At 62.5% G+C, this 16,719-nt stretch carries 15 protein-coding genes; 7 read left to right on the forward strand and 8 right to left on the reverse strand.

All coding sequences use genetic code 11. The annotated features are described in order from the left end of the window. Window positions 1-7: 7 nt before the first annotated feature. The 8 genes from IFT80_RS04775 to IFT80_RS04810 all read right to left on the reverse strand — a co-directional run bounded on the left by IFT80_RS04775 (window position 8) and on the right by IFT80_RS04810 (window position 10,973). Window positions 8-769, reverse strand: coding sequence for an FKBP-type peptidyl-prolyl cis-trans isomerase (locus IFT80_RS04775; protein ID WP_122479189.1), 762 nt, complete (start codon window positions 767-769; stop codon window positions 8-10). A gap of 158 nt (window positions 770-927) precedes the next feature. Beyond that, window positions 928-1,863, reverse strand: a complete 936-nt coding sequence (pcaQ, locus tag IFT80_RS04780) for a pca operon transcription factor PcaQ (protein ID WP_122479190.1) — start codon at window positions 1,861-1,863, stop codon at window positions 928-930. An 80-nt stretch (window positions 1,864-1,943) separates the two neighbouring features. Then, a complete protein-coding gene (gene nirD / locus IFT80_RS04785) occupies window positions 1,944-2,306 on the reverse strand; it encodes a nitrite reductase small subunit NirD (RefSeq protein WP_192104220.1) in 363 nt (120 codons plus the stop codon). Further along, window positions 2,306-4,867 carry a nitrite reductase large subunit NirB gene (gene nirB, locus IFT80_RS04790; protein ID WP_192057530.1) on the reverse strand — a complete coding sequence of 854 codons (2,562 nt, stop codon included), beginning with the start codon at window positions 4,865-4,867 and terminating at the stop codon, window positions 2,306-2,308. The genes nirD and nirB overlap by 1 nt, the downstream gene beginning before the upstream one ends. A gap of 269 nt (window positions 4,868-5,136) precedes the next feature. After that, window positions 5,137-8,916 (reverse strand): bifunctional nitrate reductase/sulfite reductase flavoprotein subunit alpha, encoded by a 3,780-nt coding sequence (locus IFT80_RS04795; RefSeq protein WP_192136890.1) that lies wholly within the window; start codon window positions 8,914-8,916, stop codon window positions 5,137-5,139. A 378-nt stretch (window positions 8,917-9,294) separates the two neighbouring features. Next, complete coding sequence (locus IFT80_RS04800) at window positions 9,295-9,432, reverse strand: hypothetical protein (protein ID WP_163007603.1); 138 nt, start codon at window positions 9,430-9,432, stop codon at window positions 9,295-9,297. Then, a complete protein-coding gene (locus IFT80_RS04805; RefSeq protein ID WP_192136891.1) occupies window positions 9,429-10,325 on the reverse strand; it encodes a hypothetical protein in 897 nt (298 codons plus the stop codon). The genes IFT80_RS04800 and IFT80_RS04805 overlap by 4 nt, the downstream gene beginning before the upstream one ends. 162 nt (window positions 10,326-10,487) lie before the next feature. Continuing rightward, the gene (locus IFT80_RS04810; RefSeq protein WP_192136892.1) at window positions 10,488-10,973 is read right to left on the reverse strand and encodes a TlpA disulfide reductase family protein; all 486 of its coding nucleotides are present in this window, start codon (window positions 10,971-10,973) and stop codon (window positions 10,488-10,490) included. A 101-nt stretch (window positions 10,974-11,074) separates the two neighbouring features. On the opposite strand from IFT80_RS04810, the gene arsC reads away from it, so the two are divergent. The 7 genes from arsC (at window position 11,075) to IFT80_RS04845 (ending at window position 16,718) form a co-directional block, all read left to right on the forward strand. Then, window positions 11,075-11,428 (forward strand): arsenate reductase (glutaredoxin), encoded by a 354-nt coding sequence (gene arsC / locus IFT80_RS04815; protein ID WP_122479196.1) that lies wholly within the window; start codon window positions 11,075-11,077, stop codon window positions 11,426-11,428. Then, window positions 11,425-12,030, forward strand: a complete 606-nt coding sequence (wrbA, locus tag IFT80_RS04820) for an NAD(P)H:quinone oxidoreductase (protein ID WP_185793874.1) — start codon at window positions 11,425-11,427, stop codon at window positions 12,028-12,030. The genes arsC and wrbA overlap by 4 nt, the downstream gene beginning before the upstream one ends. 51 nt (window positions 12,031-12,081) lie before the next feature. Beyond that, a complete protein-coding gene (locus IFT80_RS04825; protein WP_192136893.1) occupies window positions 12,082-12,822 on the forward strand; it encodes a type I pantothenate kinase in 741 nt (246 codons plus the stop codon). Between the two features lie 13 nt (window positions 12,823-12,835). Then, window positions 12,836-13,507, forward strand: coding sequence for a DNA-3-methyladenine glycosylase I (locus tag IFT80_RS04830; RefSeq protein ID WP_122479199.1), 672 nt, complete (start codon window positions 12,836-12,838; stop codon window positions 13,505-13,507). A gap of 314 nt (window positions 13,508-13,821) precedes the next feature. Continuing rightward, window positions 13,822-14,886: an ABC transporter substrate-binding protein gene (locus tag IFT80_RS04835; RefSeq protein WP_122479200.1), complete on the forward strand. Its 1,065-nt coding sequence runs from the start codon at window positions 13,822-13,824 to the stop codon at window positions 14,884-14,886. A gap of 205 nt (window positions 14,887-15,091) precedes the next feature. Then, entirely contained in the window at window positions 15,092-15,934 is an 843-nt protein-coding gene (locus IFT80_RS04840; RefSeq protein ID WP_122479201.1) for an ABC transporter permease subunit, read from the forward strand. Continuing rightward, window positions 15,921-16,718: an ABC transporter permease gene (locus IFT80_RS04845; protein ID WP_122479202.1), complete on the forward strand. Its 798-nt coding sequence runs from the start codon at window positions 15,921-15,923 to the stop codon at window positions 16,716-16,718. The genes IFT80_RS04840 and IFT80_RS04845 overlap by 14 nt, the downstream gene beginning before the upstream one ends. Window position 16,719: the final 1 nt, after the last annotated feature.

The following is a 16,719-nucleotide window of genomic DNA, read 5'->3' on the forward strand; positions in this document are numbered from 1 at the left end:
AAGCAGCTTACTTGGCGGGTGCTGCTTCTTCGACTTCAGCGTCGTCGGTTGCAGCTTCAGCGTCAGCGGCAGCCTTGGCTGCGTCCTTGATGGCGATCAGCTCGAGGTCGAACACCAGCACCGAGTTGGCTGGGATGGTCGGGCTCGGGCTCTGCGCGCCGTAGGCCAGATCAGCCGGAATGAACAACTTGACCTTCTCGCCCACGTGCATCAGTTGCAGGCCTTCGACCCAGCCCGGGATCACGCCGCTGACCGGCAGATCGATCGGCGCGCCGCGCTCGATGGAGCTGTCGAAGACCTTGCCGTCGATCAGCTTGCCTTCGTAATGAACGGTAACCACATCGGTCGGCTTGGGCTGGGCGCCTTCGGCCTTCTTGATGACCTGGTACTGCAGGCCGGAGGCGGTAGTGACCACGCCGTCTTTCTTGGCATTGTCCTCGAGGAACTTCTTGCCGGCGGTCTGCGCCTCGGCGTTCATCTTGGTCATGCGTTCTTCGGCGCGCTTCTGCAGATCGGCAAAGGCTGCGACCAGGTCGTCGTCCTTGATCTTCTGCTCTTTCTTGCCGACGGCGTCTTCGATACCCAGGGCAACGGCCTTGGAGTCGAGATCGTCCATGCCTTCCTGAGCCAGGCTCTTGCCCATGTTCAGGCCGATACCGTAGGAAGCTTTCTGCGCCGGGGTTTTGAGCTCGACGCTGGTCTGGGAATCGCAACCTGCGAGGACCAGGGTGACCAAGGCAACTGCCGCCGCCAACCGATGCTGTTTCATGCTATTTCCTTGTTCATGCGCCATAAGGGCAATCGAATGAGGCCGCGAGCTTATCAGGCGGCCACGACCAATGGCTACCGGCATGAGAGAGGCAAAAAGACGATAAGTTCAGGCCAGCAAAAGGAAAGTGGTGCGGCAGCGGCTGGATGAAACATGTGTCACGCAGGGCTGGGTGCCTGGCCGTAGTGCGCAGCCACTTCACGCACCACCTCGCACAGCCACTGAGCCGGCAAGGCCAGCGGCAGCGCGGCGTTGCGGCAGATACCCACCGAACCACCCGGCTCGTGCACGCCCAGATCCAGTTCGCACAGCTGGCCGGTGGCGATATCGCGCTGCACCGCATCGCGCGGGGCCACCCAGATGGCGTCACTGCTTGCGACGTAGCGTCGACTGAGGGTCGGTGAAAGCGTTTCCAGACGTTGCGCCGAGGGCGTGATGGCGCATTGCACGAACAAACTGTCGGCATGCTTGCGAATAGTCGTACCGGCCAGCGGCAGCACCCAGGGATAGCTGCCGACCTGTTCGGCGCTCAGCGGGCGCATCTGCAGCAGCGGATGCGCCGGGCGCACCACCAGCGTCATGGATTCGCTGTACAGGTGTTCGAACGACAGACCCTGGATCTGCGGGCTGTCGGTCATGCGGCCGATCACCAGGTCCAGTTCGCCGACGTGCAGTTGCGCCAGCAGGTAGGCACCCGGGCCGGTCGCCACGCTGACCACCAGGGCGGCGTGGCGTTCGTGCAGGCGGCAGAGTACTTCGGGCAACAGCTGGCTTTCCACGGTCGACAGCACGCCGATGCGCACCTGGGGGGCTTCGTGGGGCTCGCCGCGCAAGCTGCTGACGCCGTCGCGCAAGGCCTGCACGCAGGGCCCGGCATAACGCATGAAGCGCACGCCGGCGGCGGTCAGTTCGACGCCGCTCTTGTCGCGGTCGAACAGACGGGTCTGCAACAGGTCTTCGAGTTCCTTGAGCGTCTTGGAAATCGCCGGCTGGCTGATGGACAGGCCATCGGCAGCCTTGGCGAAGCTGCCCTGGCGGGCAATTTCGAGAAAGCACAGCAGGTGGCGGAATTTGATGCGGCTGTCGAGGTTCATGGCGCCAATCGTAGCATTGGGCCATGGGGTTTGCTTTGGTAGTCAGGGCCTCTTCGCGGGCAGAGGCCAGCAAGACCACCCTAGACCCTGCCAATCTCCACCCGATCACCATTGAAGCGCACCGGCCACACCCTGATGCCCTGCTCCGGCGCCTCCAGGCAGCGCCCGTCGCTGAAACAGTAATGCTGCTTGTACAGCGGCGCAGCCACCACCAGCTCGCCCTGCAGATACCCGACGATGCCACGCCCCAGCACATTGGCGCCCGAGCGCGGGTCGTGGTTGTCGATGGCGTGCAGCACCCGGCCCTCGCCCGCGTCGGGGAGATAGAACACTGCCACCTGGTCGCCGTGCAGCCATACCACTACACCAGAATTGGCGATCAAGTCCGCTCGATCGCACACTGCTTGCCAGTCCATCGCTTGCACCGCCTTGGCCGCCTGCATCACAACACCTCCTCCATCACCGGGATCAACGTGACCACATCGCCCACCTGCGCCGGGCGACGCTGGCCACGTTCCTTGACGAACTGCACACCCGGGTCCGCACGCTTGTCGTTGACGAAGGTGCGGAAGCGCTTGAGCTTTTCCGGATCCTTCAGGGCATTGGCCCATTCGCATTCATAGTGATCGACCACCCGCTGCATCTGCGCTTCGAGTTCGGCGCCCAGGGCCAGGCTGTCCTCCAGCACGACCTGCTTGAGGAATTCCAGCCCGCCCTCCAGGCTTTCGCGCCAAACCGAGGTGCGCTGCAGCTTGTCGGCGGTACGGATGTAGAACATGAGGACGCGGTCGATGTAGCGAATCAGCTGTTCATCGTCTAGATCGGTGGCGAACAGTTCGGCGTGCCGCGGACGCATGCCGCCGTTGCCGCACACGTAGAGGTTCCAGCCCTTCTCGGTGGCAATCACGCCGATATCCTTGCTCTGCGCCTCGGCACATTCGCGGGTGCAGCCGGAGACGGCGAACTTGAGCTTGTGCGGCGAGCGCAGGCCCTTGTAGCGATCCTCGATGCGCAAGGCCATGGCCACGCTGTCCTGCACGCCGTAGCGGCACCACGTGCTGCCCACACAGGATTTCACGGTACGGGTCGACTTGCCGTAGGCATGACCGGTCTCGAAGCCGGCTTCGATCAGCTCGCTCCAGATCTCCGGCAACTCGTGCAACTGGGCACCGAACAGGTCGATGCGCTGGCCGCCGGTGATCTTGGTGTAGAGGTCGTATTTCTTCGCCACCACACCGATGGCGATCAGCTTGTCCGGGGTTATCTCACCACCCGGAATGCGTGGCACCACCGAGTAGGTACCATTCTTCTGCATGTTGGCCATGAACGTGTCGTTGGTGTCCTGCAGCGGCACCAGCGAGGGGTCCATGATCGGCTGGTTCCAGCAGGAGGCGAGGATGTTGCCGACAGTGGGCTTGCACACGTCGCAACCTACTGCGCCGCGGCCATGGCGGGCGAGCATGTCCTCGAAGCTGGCGATGCCCTCGACACGGGCCAGGGCATAAAGCTCGGCGCGGGTGTAGGCGAAATGCTCGCACAGGCTCTTGTCGACGCTGACGCCGCGGGCAATCAGCTCATGTTCGAACACTTGCTTGAGCAGCGCGGCGCAGCCGCCGCAACCGGTGCAGGCCTTGGTCTGCGACTTGAGCGCCGACAGGTCGCCACAGCCTCCATCGATGGCAGAACAGATCGCCCCTTTGCTGACGTTGTGGCAAGAGCAGATCATGGCGGTGTCCGGCAACGCATCGGCGCCCAGGGTCGGTGCACCGTCGGACAACGGCAGGATCAGCGTCGAAGGATCGGCCGGCAGGGCGATGCCGTTCTGAGCATATTGCAGCAGGGTGTCGTAGTAACTGTTGTCGCCGACCAGCACAGCGCCCAGAACGTGTTTGCCGCTGGCGTCCACCACCAGGCGCCGGTAGCTGGCGTTGGCTTCGTCGATGAAACGGTAGCTCTTGGCGCCCGGCGTGGTGGCATGGGCATCGCCGATGGAGCCGACGTCGACGCCCAACAGCTTGAGCTTGGTCGACATGTCGGCGCCGCTGAACGCGACCGGCGCCTCCCCGGCCAGCTCACAGGCGACGTTGCGGGCCATGCTGTAGCCCGGGGCCACCAGGCCGAAGACGCTGCCGTTCCACGAAGCGCATTCGCCGATCGCATACACCGCCGGGTCGCTGCTGCGGCAGTGCGGGTCGATGACGATGCCGCCGCGGGCGGCGATCTCCAGGCCGCAGGCGCGGCCCAGCGCATCCTGTGGACGAATGCCGGCGGAGAATACGATCAGGTCGGTTTCCAGGAACTCGCCGCCGTCGAAGTTCATCCGGTAGCGATGGGTCTCGCCGGCCTCGACGTTCTGCGTGGCACGGGAGGTGTGCACGCCCACCCCCAATGCCTCGATGCGCGCACGCAAGGCAGCGCCGCCGTCGACGTCCAATTGCACGGGCATCAGACGCGAGGCGAATTCGACCACGTGAGCTTCCAGCCCGAGCGACTTCAAGGCATTCGCCGCTTCGAGGCCAAGCAGACCGCCGCCGACCACCACACCACGGCGCGCACCGCACGCGGCTGCACGAATGGCGTCCAGATCGTCCAGGGTGCGATAGACCAGCCGTGCGTTGCCTTCGCAACCTGGAATCGGTGGCACGAAGGGGAACGAGCCGGTGGCCAGTACCAGCACATCGTAGCCATGCCGCCCAGTGGCGGTGACGACTTCGCGGGCCTGGCGATCGATCTCGAGTACCGGCTGCCCCAGGTGCAGGGTGACGCCGTGCAGGCCATACAGCTGGGCATCGCCCAAGGCCAGGGTTTCGGCACACGAGCCGCCGAAGTATTCGGACAAGTGCACTCGATCGTAGGCGCGCTGGCGTTCTTCGCCGAAGACATGGATCTCGTAGCGATCGACCGCGCTGCGCTCGATCAGCTGCTCGACACAATGATGACCGACCATGCCGTTGCCGATAACGATGAGCTTCTGCCGGGGCCTGAGGTTCACGAGCGCATTCATAGGTATCTCCAAGCGGGTCACGGTGTCCTGACCATCGGGCAAAAAAAAACGCCTGGAGCGAATGCTCCAGGCGCCTTTGCCTGATGGTCGGATTGAGGTTGTCCGGTAGGGTGATCGTCGTTGATCACCGGGACTTGGCCAAGGTGAAAGCAGATTGCGTGCCAGGGTGGTTTGGTGTGTGTCAGGTAGGGCCTTTCCGCGGGCAGAGGGCTCGCCGCGAAGAAGCCCTCACTGACAACAAGACCCATCCCAGTGCACCACGCACCGTTTCAGTACACATCCCGCACGTAGCGCTTGTCGCGACTGAGCTGCGCCATATAAGCCTCGGTCTGTACCTCGCTCATGCCGCCGTGCTCGGCCACTACCTGCCGCAGCACCGCATCGACATCCTTGGCCATCCGGCTGGCATCCCCGCACACATAGAAATGGCCACCTTGCTGCAACCATTGCCAGACCTGGGCACCCTGCTGGCGCAAGCGGTCCTGGACGTAGATCTTTTCCGCCTGATCCCTGGAGAACGCTGTATCGAGCCGATGCAGATGGCCGCTGCGCAACCAGGCGTGCAGCTCGTCGCGGTAGTAGAAGTCGCTGAGCTCGCGCTGCTCGCCGAACAGCAGCCAATTGCGTCCGCTGTGGCCGAGCGCCTGCCGCTCGTGGAGGAAGGCGCGAAACGGCGCTATGCCGGTACCCGGTCCGACCATGATCATCGGTGTCTCGGGTTGGCTGGGCACGCGAAACCCGGTGGCCTTGTGCACGAAGATCGGTACCAGCGCCGCCGCCGAGCGATCCGCCAGAAAGCCCGAACACACCCCGCTGCGCACTCGCTCGTTGCAGTGATAGCGCACCGTCGAGAGGGTGATGTGCACCTGCTGCGGGTCGGTGCGGGCACTCGAGCTGATGGAATACAGCCGCGGCTGCAGCGGCTTGAGCAGGCCAAGCAGTTCCTGCGTGGTGAGTGTGACGGGAAAGGCGTCGAGCAGGTCGATCAGTTGCCGACCCCACAGCCATTGCTGGAGCTCACCGGCGCGGTCGGGCGTGAGCAGCGTGGCCAGCAGCGGGTCGGCGCAGCGCTGGCCAATGAACGCCAGCCACTGCGGGGTGATGCGGGTAATGTCCAGATGCTTGTGCAACGCCACCGCCAGCGGCTGTTCACCCTGCCCCTTGAGCATCACCCGCTCGCTGCTGTCCAGGCCCAGGCACGCCAGCAGTTCCTCGACCAGGCTCATGCAGTTGCTCGGCCACACCCCAAGCGCATCGCCGGCCTCGTACACCAGCCCGCTGTCCTTGAGGTCGAACACCACATGGCGAACTTCCTTCTCGGTACCTGCCGCATTGAGCACTTGATTGTGCAGGACCCGCGCGAGCCATGGCCGCTTGCGGGTGTACAGCGGCGGGTCCTGGGTCGCCAACGCAGGCGTGCTGCCCGTTGCTGCGCCAGCAAGCAAAAGGCCGACGTCCTGCGTCCACTGCTCGGCGAGTTCCTGATCGTCGGGTTCGCACTCGACACGGGCAAGCAGGCGCTGCCCGCCCAGTTGGTGCAGGCGTTCGTCCAGCTTGCGGGCGAAGCCACAGAACTGTCCATAACTTGAATCGCCCAGAGCCAGCACAGCGTAGCGCAGGCCCGAGCAGCGCTCGATCCGCTCGGCCTGCAGCTGCGCCCACAGGCCCACGGCGTTGTCCGGTGCGTCGCCGTCGCCGAAGGTACTGGTCACCAGCAATACGTCGCGCTCGGCCAACAGGTCGGCGGGGGTGATCGCGTCCATGCCGCGCAGCAGTACCAGGGCACCGCGTTCGCGCAAGGTCTGCGCGCAGCGCTCGGCGATGGCCTGCGCGTTGCCGGTCTGCGAGGCCCAGAGCACCAGGGTCCCCCCTTGCCCGGCAAGCGGCGCAACAGCCTCGGCCAGCGCTGGATCGAGGTCGTGCAGGGTGATCTTCGGCGAGCCGACCCGTTGCAGGGCCACGGCCGCGAATTTGAACGCGGGCTGTTGCGACAGCGGATCGCTGGCGTCGCTGGTCAACGCATTGATGGCCAGGTCGCTGCCGTAGACATCGCTCCAGTGAAACGGCGCGAAGCAATTGCCTGGCCGCACTCGGTCGCTGATGCGTGCCGGCAATACCGCCTGGCCGCGCCGCGAGCGGACCTGCACTTGATCGGCCTCGCCGATGCTCAGGCGCTCGGCATCGTCGGGGTGGATTTCAATGAACGGGCCAGGGTCGAGCTTGTTCAGCGTAGCGACCTTGCCGGTCTTGGTCAGGGTATGCCACTGGTGCTGCAGACGGCCGGTATTGAGCACCATCGCGAACTGGCCGTCGGGCAGGTCGGCGGGCGGCAGATGCGGACGGGCGAAGAAACGTCCGCGGCCGCTGGCGGTCGGAAAACGCGGCCCGGCGTCGGTCAGGTAGCGAATCGGGCTGCGCGGATCGTCTTGGCCAGGGGCAGCGGGCCATTGCCGTGGCTGCTGGCGCAGTTGCGCATAGCCTGCGCCACGGATGTCATAGCCGCTCTGCGGATTGTCGAACCGTTGCAGCTCTTCATAGACCTGCTCGGCGCTGGCGTAGTCGAAGCCTTCGGCGAAGCCCATGGCGCAGGCCACCCGGGCGATGATCTGCCAGTCGGCCAAGGCCTGTCCCGGTGCGTTCACGGCCTTGGGCATCAAGGTCATGTTGCGCTCGGAGTTGATCATCACTCCTTGCGCTTCGGCCCACAGCGCAGCCGGCAGCAGGACGTCGGCGTAGCGGTTGGTTTCGGTATCGAGAAACGCATCCTGGGTGATCACCAGTTCGGCGGCCTGCAAGCCCTCGATCACTTGCCGGCGGTTGGCGACACTGGCCACCGGGTTGGTGCAGATGATCCAGCAGGCCTTGATCGCGCCCTCGCCCATTCGCCGGAACAGGTCGATGGTACCGGCGTTGCCTTCCTTGCGCAGGCTGCCGGAAGGGATGTTCCAGAGCCGCTCGACATGGGCCCGGTCCGCGTCCACCAGCAATGAGCGCTGGCCGGGCAGACCAGGCCCCATGTAGCCCATTTCGCGTCCGCCCATGGCATTGGGCTGGCCGGTCAGGGAAAACGGCCCACTGCCCGGACGGCAGATGGCGCCCGTGGCCAAGTGCAGGTTGCACAGCGCATTGGTGTTCCAGGTGCCCTGGATACTCTGGTTCAGCCCCATGGTCCAGCAACTCATCCAGTTCGCCGCGCCGCCGATCCACTGCGCGGCCTGACGGATCGCTCCTTCATCGAGGCCGGTGATCTCGGCGACCCGCGCCGGCGTGTAGTCGGCCAGAAACGCTGGCAATTCCTCCCAGCCTTCGGTGTGTGCCGCGATGAACGCAGGGTCGGTAGCGCCATCGGCATGCAACAGGTGCAGCAAGCCGTTGAGCAAGGCCAGATCGGTGCCCGGCTCGATCTGCAGAAAGAGGTCGGCCTTGTCGGCAGTGGCAGTACGTCGCGGGTCGACGACGATCAGCCTGGCGCCCGCCTTGAGCCGGTCCAGCAGGCGCAGGAACAGAATTGGATGACAGTCGGCCATGTTCGCGCCGATCACCAGGAACACGTCGGCGTGATCGAAATCATCATAGGAACCGGGCGGGCCATCGGCACCCAACGACAGCTTGTAGCCGCTCCCCGCACTGGCCATGCACAGCCGCGAGTTGGACTCGATGTGCCGAGTGCGAACGTAGCCCTTGGCAAGCTTGTTGACCAGGTACTGGGCTTCCAGCGACATCTGCCCGGAAACATAGAAAGCCACTGCATCCGGGCCATGTTCATCGAGGATCTGCCGCAAACGGCTACCGGCGTCTGCGATGGCCATGTCCATGCTCGATTGCACCGGCTCGTGGTCGCGCCCGTGGCGCACGTAGGCATGCTGCATCCGGCCCGGATCAGTCAGCGGCTGGGCACAGCTGCTGCCCTTGGTGCACAGGCGCCCGGCGTTGGCCGGATGCTGCTTGTCACCGATGACATTGACCACCCGATCGTTCTCGACGGTCATGACGATACCGCAGCCCACCCCGCAGTACGGGCACACGCTACGGACAGAAGTGCGGGTCATCGGCGTTCCTCGCTGCTGGCTACAAAACAAAAACGGCGCCGGCTGCCTTCGCTCATCAGAGCGGGCAGCACGGCACCGTTGTCGTGTGGGGGCAATCGGCATCGATTGCATTGTGTGCGAGGGTGCTTGCAATCCATGCGCCAACCCCATTGGATCGTACGGATCACGTTAAACAGGCGTTGGCGACGTTGAGTCGATCAGAGATTCTAAGGTGCGATGCACCGTTAAAGCGCGCTATGCACCGTGGGTGCTCAGCGATTCAGCAAGATGGACAATGTAAAAAAGGCACCAGACCCTACAGTTAATCCTGAGCGCATCTGGGCATTATCTATCCGGTGCAGTGAGTCTGCGGCCAATCAATGATCATTGATTGGCGCTTCAGCCACCTAAAGCAATTTCGCTCCTGTTGATCACCTTTTCATTGACCACGCGCCGTACCACCGGGACAGAAGGTTTCTTCGGCGGAATCGGCTTGATATAGCCATTCGGCTTGGATTTCTCGTTGTCGGGTTTCATTTTCTTTCTCCTGGTGGCGCCTCATCCAATGTCATTCGACGAGGGGGGGCTGCAGGTTTGACTGGAGCTGGAGGCTTTGACTGCTGTTCAGCAGTGGCTTTCTCAGATTCACTCAATTTTTTCAACCTCATTGCAAGCACGGCATTTTCGAGAATTATAGTCCTTTTTTCCAAATCTGCTATCTGATCACGTCCCAGACCTGCAAGGAGCTGACCTTTCAACGAAGAGATCTCATCTCCTACATAGCTATCCCTGATAGACAGGCTTTTTCTGGGAGACGATGTATCCATATCAAAGACAACGAACAGCAAGCTTGCCAACACGAGAGGTATGCACGCGATCAGGAAGGCTGCAACCGATTTGAAGACCCATCTTGAACGTTGCTCGTTGACCAATGCGTTATGAGTTGCGCACCGTACGTAGGTTTCGGAAATATAAGACTCCGTTTCATGTATGGGGTCTACCAGATCAAGTTGTTCGGCATGGCCGACCTGGCAATTATATTTCTTGACCTCACTGTTATAGCCTACTTGATCGTCATGGTATTTTTTGACTTCAGCGGCATACGGCATTCGATTGAACTCCGACCCACTGAATGCCCTGCAATTGAAGTAAACAGAAACCGAGATAATGACAATCACCAATAGAATCAAAGAAGCGATCACATAAGCAACGACAGGACTTTCAGTGAAGTCCAGAAATCTAGCCAAATACGCAGATACGGACAAGAGCGCGAAGATGGCAGTGAATATCAACTGGGTCTTGATGGAAATACTGTTCTTTATGTCCTCTTCATAGGCATACATTTTCTCATAAGTAACTTCTATGCTTCGATCCTTCAAAATGATTATCCCTAATCGGTCATTGCATCCATGGACGGACTCGATCTTCATGATCGATTTCCCCTCGCGGGGGCATCTGTGAATACTAGCACCCGCATGCCTGGGCTCAAGGCACGCAGGCAGCATCCATCAGCTGTGCGAAGCCGCGCATGAGTCATGCCAACCCCTTACAGCCGGATTGCAACATCAGATAAATCCCCTACCTGCGGCTTCTCAGCCTTCGCCGCGTTGCAGGCTCGTCAGGCGCGCCTTGATGCCGGCGGCGGTTTGCTCACCCAGCAATTGTTCGCGCACCTTCCCTTGGGCATCGATGAGGTAGGTGACGGGCAAGGCCTGGCTGCGGGGCAGCTCGAAGCGCGGTGCCGGATCCTGGGCCAGCACCGTGAAGTCGATTCCCAGGGTCTTCGCGGCGGCGCTCAATTCGTCGCCCTGCAGGTTGTCGAAATTCACCCCGATCACGCGCACGCCCTGCCCTTCCAGGCTCTGCGACAGCGCATTGAGTTCGGGGATCTCGCGGCGGCACGGCCCGCACCATACGGCCCAGTAGTTGATCACCAGCCATTGCTTGTCCAGCGTCTTGGCGCCGACCTGCGTGCCATGCTGATCGGGCCCGTAGTCGCCGCCGCAACCGCCCAGCAGCAGGGCGGCCAGCAACAGGCCAGCCAACGGCGCGAGGTGGGTCTTGATACGCCAGTTCATGGGTCTATCCTTCCTTATTCCCGAGGCCATGCGAAAAAGGCGACCGAATACCGCCACGTGGTTAGAATACCCGCCACTGGATGCCGGAGGCGACTTTTCCCATGACCCAACTGACCCTTTACCACAATCCGCGCTGCTCCAAATCACGCGCGGCGCTGGAGCTGCTGCACGCCCGCGGGCTTGCGCCCGTCGTGGTGCTCTATCTGGAAACGCCTCCCGATGCGGCCACCTTGCACGCCCTGCTGGGCAAGCTGGGCGTCAGCGCCCGAGCCTTGCTGCGCACCGGCGAAGAGGAATACAAGACCCTGGACCTGGCCGACGCGACGCTGGGCGAAGAACAACTGGTGCAAGCCATGGCCAGCCACCCGAAACTCATCGAGCGTCCGATTCTGGTCAACGGTGAGCGCGCGGTGATTGGCCGGCCACCGGAAAACGTCCTGGAGATTCTTGCGTGAACACACCTTACATCCTGGTGCTCTATTACAGCCGCCACGGCGCGACCGCCGAGATGGCCCGACAGATCGCCCGCGGCGTCGAGGCCAGCGGTCTTGAGGCACGTCTGCGCTGCGTGCCGGCGATCTCCACCGAGTGCGAGGCCGTCGCACCGTCAATTCCCGAGCAAGGCGCGGTATACGCCAGCCTCGACGACCTGAAGAACTGCGCCGGCCTGGCCTTGGGCAGCCCGACGCGCTTCGGCAACATGGCCGCGCCGCTCAAGTACTTCCTCGACGGTACCAGCAGCCTGTGGCTCAGTGGCGATCTGGTCGGCAAGCCGGCCGGGGTATTCACTTCCACCGCGAGCCTGCACGGCGGCCAGGAAACCACCCTGCTGTCCATGCTGCTGCCCTTGCTGCACCACGGCATGCTCGTCACCGGGCTGCCCTATAGCGAGTCGGCACTGGTGGAAACCCAGGGCGGCGGCACCCCGTATGGCGCCAGCCACCACGCCGGTGCCGACGGCAAGCGCCTGCTCGACGAGCACGAAAAGACCCTTTGCCGGGCGCTGGGCAAGCGTCTGGGCCAGACCGCACAACTGTTGAGCACACCGCGTGGCTAAGTTGAATCTCGGGTTGAATCGCAGGTTGAATCGCACGATGGCGGGTCACGCTTGAGTATCCACACCTACACCAAGTACCCCGCCACAGCCCTCGGCGACGAGTCGCCGCTGGCCTGGATCAGCGAACACATCCGCAAGCATTATCAAGGCCATCGGCACACCTTCGTAGTGGCCATCGCCGGCAGCGTCGCCGTGGGCAAGAGCACCCTGTCCACGCTGCTCAAGGAGCGGTTCGAGTGCTGGCCGCAAGCACCGCGGGTCGAGGTGGTCAGCACCGATGGTTTTCTGTATCCCAACCGGATTCTGGAACAGCGCCAGTTGATGCCACGCAAGGGCTTCCCGGAAAGCTATCGCACCGACGACTTGAAGGCGTTTCTGCATGACCTCAGGCAAGGTGCGCGCGGTTTGCAGGTGCCGGTCTATTCCCAGGTGCTCAAGGACATCGATACGCACTTCCACCTGATCGACCAGCCCGACATTCTCATTCTGGAAGGCCTGAACATCCTGCAGCTGGACCACGCCCACGACTTTTCCATCTACCTGGATGCGCCTACTGCGGACATTCGTCACTGGTACATGGAACGCTTCATGAGCCTGACCACTCTATCGGGCGACGCTGCACAGGCGCGCGCCGACTATTTGTGGGAAGAGGTCAACCTGAAGAACCTCACGGAAAACATCCTGGTGACCCGCGATCGGGCGCAGATGATTCTGCACAAGGCACCGGACCACCGCATCGACGAGGTCTGGCTGCGCGAAGGCGACCTGCCCGTGCATTCATCCAGCAGTTGAGGACACCGGTTCCATGCATGACTACAAGTGGCTGAACGAGTACTGCCTGAATCGCTTCGGCTCGCAGAAAGCGCTGGAAGCGCGTTTGCCGACGGCCAAGTCTGCGGCGCAGCTGCGCAAGATCAGCGCCGACCGCTACCTGTCCACCATGGCCCTGAGGGTCTTCCGCGCAGGCTTGAAGCACAGCCTGGTCGACTCGAAATGGCCTGCCTTCGAAGAGGTGTTCTTCGGCTTCGATCCGGAGAAAATCGTGCTGATGGGCGCCGAGCGCCTGGAACGGCTGATGCAGGACACGCGCATCATCCGCCATTTCGGCAAACTCAAGAGCGTGCCGCGCAACGCCCAGATGATTCTCGACGTGGCCATGGAACACGGCAGTTTCGGTGACTTCATCGCCGATTGGCCGGTAGAGGACATCACCGGGCTGTGGCAGTACATCGCCAAGCATGGCAATCAGATGGGCGGGTTGTCGGCGCCACGCTTCCTGCGCATGGTGGGCAAGGACACCTTCATTCCCAGTTGGGACGTGGTAGCGGCGCTGAGCGCCCAGGAGATCGTCGACAAGGTGCCCAGTTCCAAACGCGATCAGGCGGCGGTCCAGGCGGCATTCAATCAGTGGCATGCCGAAAGCGGTCGACCGATGTGCCAGCTCTCGGCGATGCTCGCCTTTACCGTGAACCACTGATGCACTGATGCATCCGTTTGGTTGCAGGGCCCGGCTCGCGGTCCTGCTCTGCTGCTGTCCCGCGACAGCGTGTCCGTGCATACCCTTGTGTACATGTCCGCTTGCAACTGCCTTTCCTTAGCACCGATCGAAGCGGCAAATCTCGTCTACGCTTAGCCTCCAAGGGCACGACTGCCCTGGGCATGCCTGTGGCCGACGTGCTCGACGTCAAAATGTCATGAGCGTCACCTACGTTGGCTCGGGTATTGCTGAATCCAGATCAATCCAGTCGTCGACAGTCCCCTCGTTTTGATAGGCGCCCATAGGAGCACCGGATGAAAAAGCTTTTCCTGGCCACACTGTTAGGTTCGAGCATCGCGTTGTGCAACCTTGCTTCGGCCGCAGATACCGATCTGCAAACCCTTGAAGCCGCGGCCAAGACCGAAGGCATGGTCAACAGCGTCGGCATGCCCGACGCCTGGGCCAACTGGAAGGGCACCTGGGACGACCTGGCCAGCAAGTACGGCCTCAAGCACATGGACACCGACATGAGCTCGGCGCAAGAGGTGGCCAAGTTCGCCGCCGAGAAAGACAACGCCAGTGCCGATATCGGCGATGTCGGTGCAGCATTCGGCCCCATCGCCACGAAACAGGGCGTGACCCAGGCCTACAAGCCTTCCACCTGGGCGCAGATCCCCGACTGGGCCAAGGATGCCGATGGCCACTGGATGCTAGCGTACACCGGCACCATCGCGTTCATCGTCAACAAGCAACTGGTCAAACCCGAAGATGCCCCGAAAAGCTGGGCAGACCTGAAGAACGGCAAGTACAAGGTGGCCATCGGTGATGTCAGCACCGCGGCCCAGGCAGCCAATGGCGTGCTGGCGGCGGCAATCGCGTTCAAGGGCGATGAAAGCAACCTGGCGCCGGGCCTGCAACTGTTCACCGAACTGGCCAAGCAGAAACGCCTGTCCCTGGCCAACCCGACCATCCAGACTCTGGAAAAAGGCGAGATCGAAGTGGGTGTGGTCTGGGACTTCAATGGCCTGAGCTATCGCGACCAGATCGATCCGAAACGCTTCGATGTGCTGATCCCTTCGGATGGGTCGGTGATTTCCGGCTACACCACCATCATCAACAAGTACGCCAAGCACCCGAATGCCGCGAAGCTGGCCCGCGAGTACATCCTCAGCGATGCCGGGCAGATCAATCTGGCGCGCGGCTACGCCCGGCCGATCCGTGCCGACCACATCAAGCTGCCGGATGATGTCGCGGCCAAGCTGCTGCCGGCCGAGCAGTATCGCCATGTCACACCGATCAAGAATCCGGACGTCTGGGAGGCAAGCTCCAAGGCCCTGCCACAGCAGTGGCAGGAGCAGGTGATCTTCGAGATGCAGTGATCGCCTGAGGTGCATCAGGTAGGGCCTCTTCGCGGGCAGAGCCCCACTCCCACAGGGGCAGGAGCGTAATCCCTGTGGGAGCGGGGCTCTGCCCGCGAAGAGGCCAACACCGATCACCTCCGATACCCCGCAACATCTGTAGGAGCGGTCAGCGGCCGCGAAGCCGCCAACGCCGACATCCCTGACACCCCGGAGCCATGCAACAGTGACCACCCCCACCCGCGGCAGAACCCTGGCCCTGCTACTGCTGGTGCCCTTCGCCCTGTTCTTCTTCGTCTTCCAGATCGCTCCACTGGCCTGGGTGGCCATCCACAGCGTGCAGACCGACGCCGGTTGGAGCCTGGACAACTTCAGCAAAGCCTTCGGCTCGCGGTTCTATCGCCAGGCCATCCAGTTCAGCCTGGAAATCAGTTTCTGGTCGAGCCTGTTCGGCATCGTCATCGCCGTCATCGGCGCCAGTTCACTGCGCCGGGTCGACTCACGGCTACGGGATTTCGTCAGCGCCTTCGCCAACATGACCAGCAACTTTTCCGGCGTACCGCTGGCGTTCGCCTTCATCATCCTGCTGGGTTTCAATGGCGCGATTACCATGATGCTCAAGCAAAGCGGCCTGATCGACGATTTCAACCTGTACTCCAAGACTGGCCTGATCATCACCTACACCTATTTCCAGATCCCGCTGGGCGTACTGCTGCTCTACCCCGCTTTCGACGCGTTGCGCGAAGACTGGCGCGAGTCCGCTGCCCTGCTCGGGGCCAACGGCTGGGCCTACTGGCGCCACATCGGCCTGCCGGTGCTGACCCCTGCGCTGCTGGGCACCTTCGTCATCCTGCTGGCCAATGCCCTGGGTGCCTACGCCACGGTGTACGCGCTGACCACCGGCAATTTCAACGTGCTGCCGATCCGCATCGCCGCCATGGTGGCCGGCGACATCAGTCTGGACCCCAACCTGGCCAGCGCCCTGGCCATGATTCTGGTGGGGCTGATGACCCTGGTCACCCTTGTCCATCAATGGCTGTTGCGCAGGAGCTACCATGTCGCGCGCTGAACTCGACGCACCCGGCCTCTACCACCGGGCCGTGGTCTGGCTGCTGTTCCTGATTCTGCTGCTGCCGTTGGCCGGTACCCTGCTGTACTCGGTCGCCACCAGCTGGTCGGCATCGATCCTGCCCAGCGGGCTGACCTTCAAGTGGTACCTGCAGCTGTGGGGCGACCCGCGATTCCTCCAGGCCTTTGGCCAGTCGCTGGTGGTCTGCGTCGGTGCGCTGGTGCTGTCGGTGCTGGTGATCCTGCCGCTGCTGTTCGTGGTGCACTACCACTTTCCGCGGCTGGATGCGCTGATGAACATTCTCATCCTGTTGCCCTTCGCCGTGCCCCCGGTAGTGTCCTCGGTGGGCCTGTTGAACCTGTACGGCTCGGGACCGCTGGCCATGGTCGGCACACCCTGGATCCTGATCGGCTGCTATTTCACCGTGGCCCTGCCGTTCATGTACCGCGCCATCACCAACAACCTGCAGGCGATCAACCTGCGCGACCTGATGGACGCAGCGCAGCTGTTGGGCGCCAGCACGTTCCAGGCGGCTGTTCTGGTGGTGCTGCCCAACCTGCGCAAGGGCCTGATGATCGCCCTGCTGCTCTCGTTCTCGTTCCTGTTCGGCGAGTTCGTGTTCGCCAACCTGCTGGTGGGCACCCGCTACGAAACCCTGCAGGTCTACCTGAACAACATGCGCAACAGCAGCGGCCACTTCAACAGTGCGCTGGTGATCTCCTATTTTCTTTTCGTGTTGCTGCTCACCTGGGGTGCCAATCGCTTGAACAAGGACAAAGACTGAT

This window comes from Pseudomonas sp. CFBP 8771, from assembly GCF_014841695.1.
GTDB classification, from domain to species: Bacteria; Pseudomonadota; Gammaproteobacteria; order Pseudomonadales; family Pseudomonadaceae; genus Aquipseudomonas; species Aquipseudomonas baltica.

What these genes read in the sequence shown, in the direction of transcription:
- nirB (WP_192057530.1), bottom strand. Translation starts at nt 4,867, where the DNA reads ATGAATGCGCTCGTGAACCTCAGGCCCCGGCAGAAGCTCATCGTTATC.
- IFT80_RS04845 (WP_122479202.1), top strand. Translation starts at nt 15,921, where the DNA reads ATGTCGCGCGCTGAACTCGACGCACCCGGCCTCTACCACCGGGCCGTG.
- IFT80_RS04830 (WP_122479199.1), top strand. Translation starts at nt 12,836, where the DNA reads ATGCATGACTACAAGTGGCTGAACGAGTACTGCCTGAATCGCTTCGGC.
- IFT80_RS04810 (WP_192136892.1), bottom strand. Translation starts at nt 10,973, where the DNA reads ATGAACTGGCGTATCAAGACCCACCTCGCGCCGTTGGCTGGCCTGTTG.
- IFT80_RS04800 (WP_163007603.1), bottom strand. Translation starts at nt 9,432, where the DNA reads ATGAAACCCGACAACGAGAAATCCAAGCCGAATGGCTATATCAAGCCG.
- IFT80_RS04795 (WP_192136890.1), bottom strand. Translation starts at nt 8,916, where the DNA reads ATGACCCGCACTTCTGTCCGTAGCGTGTGCCCGTACTGCGGGGTGGGC.
- nirD (WP_192104220.1), bottom strand. Translation starts at nt 2,306, where the DNA reads ATGCAGGCGGCCAAGGCGGTGCAAGCGATGGACTGGCAAGCAGTGTGC.
- pcaQ (WP_122479190.1), bottom strand. Translation starts at nt 1,863, where the DNA reads ATGAACCTCGACAGCCGCATCAAATTCCGCCACCTGCTGTGCTTTCTC.
- IFT80_RS04835 (WP_122479200.1), top strand. Translation starts at nt 13,822, where the DNA reads ATGAAAAAGCTTTTCCTGGCCACACTGTTAGGTTCGAGCATCGCGTTG.
- IFT80_RS04775 (WP_122479189.1), bottom strand. Translation starts at nt 769, where the DNA reads ATGAAACAGCATCGGTTGGCGGCGGCAGTTGCCTTGGTCACCCTGGTC.
- IFT80_RS04805 (WP_192136891.1), bottom strand. Translation starts at nt 10,325, where the DNA reads ATGAAGATCGAGTCCGTCCATGGATGCAATGACCGATTAGGGATAATC.
- arsC (WP_122479196.1), top strand. Translation starts at nt 11,075, where the DNA reads ATGACCCAACTGACCCTTTACCACAATCCGCGCTGCTCCAAATCACGC.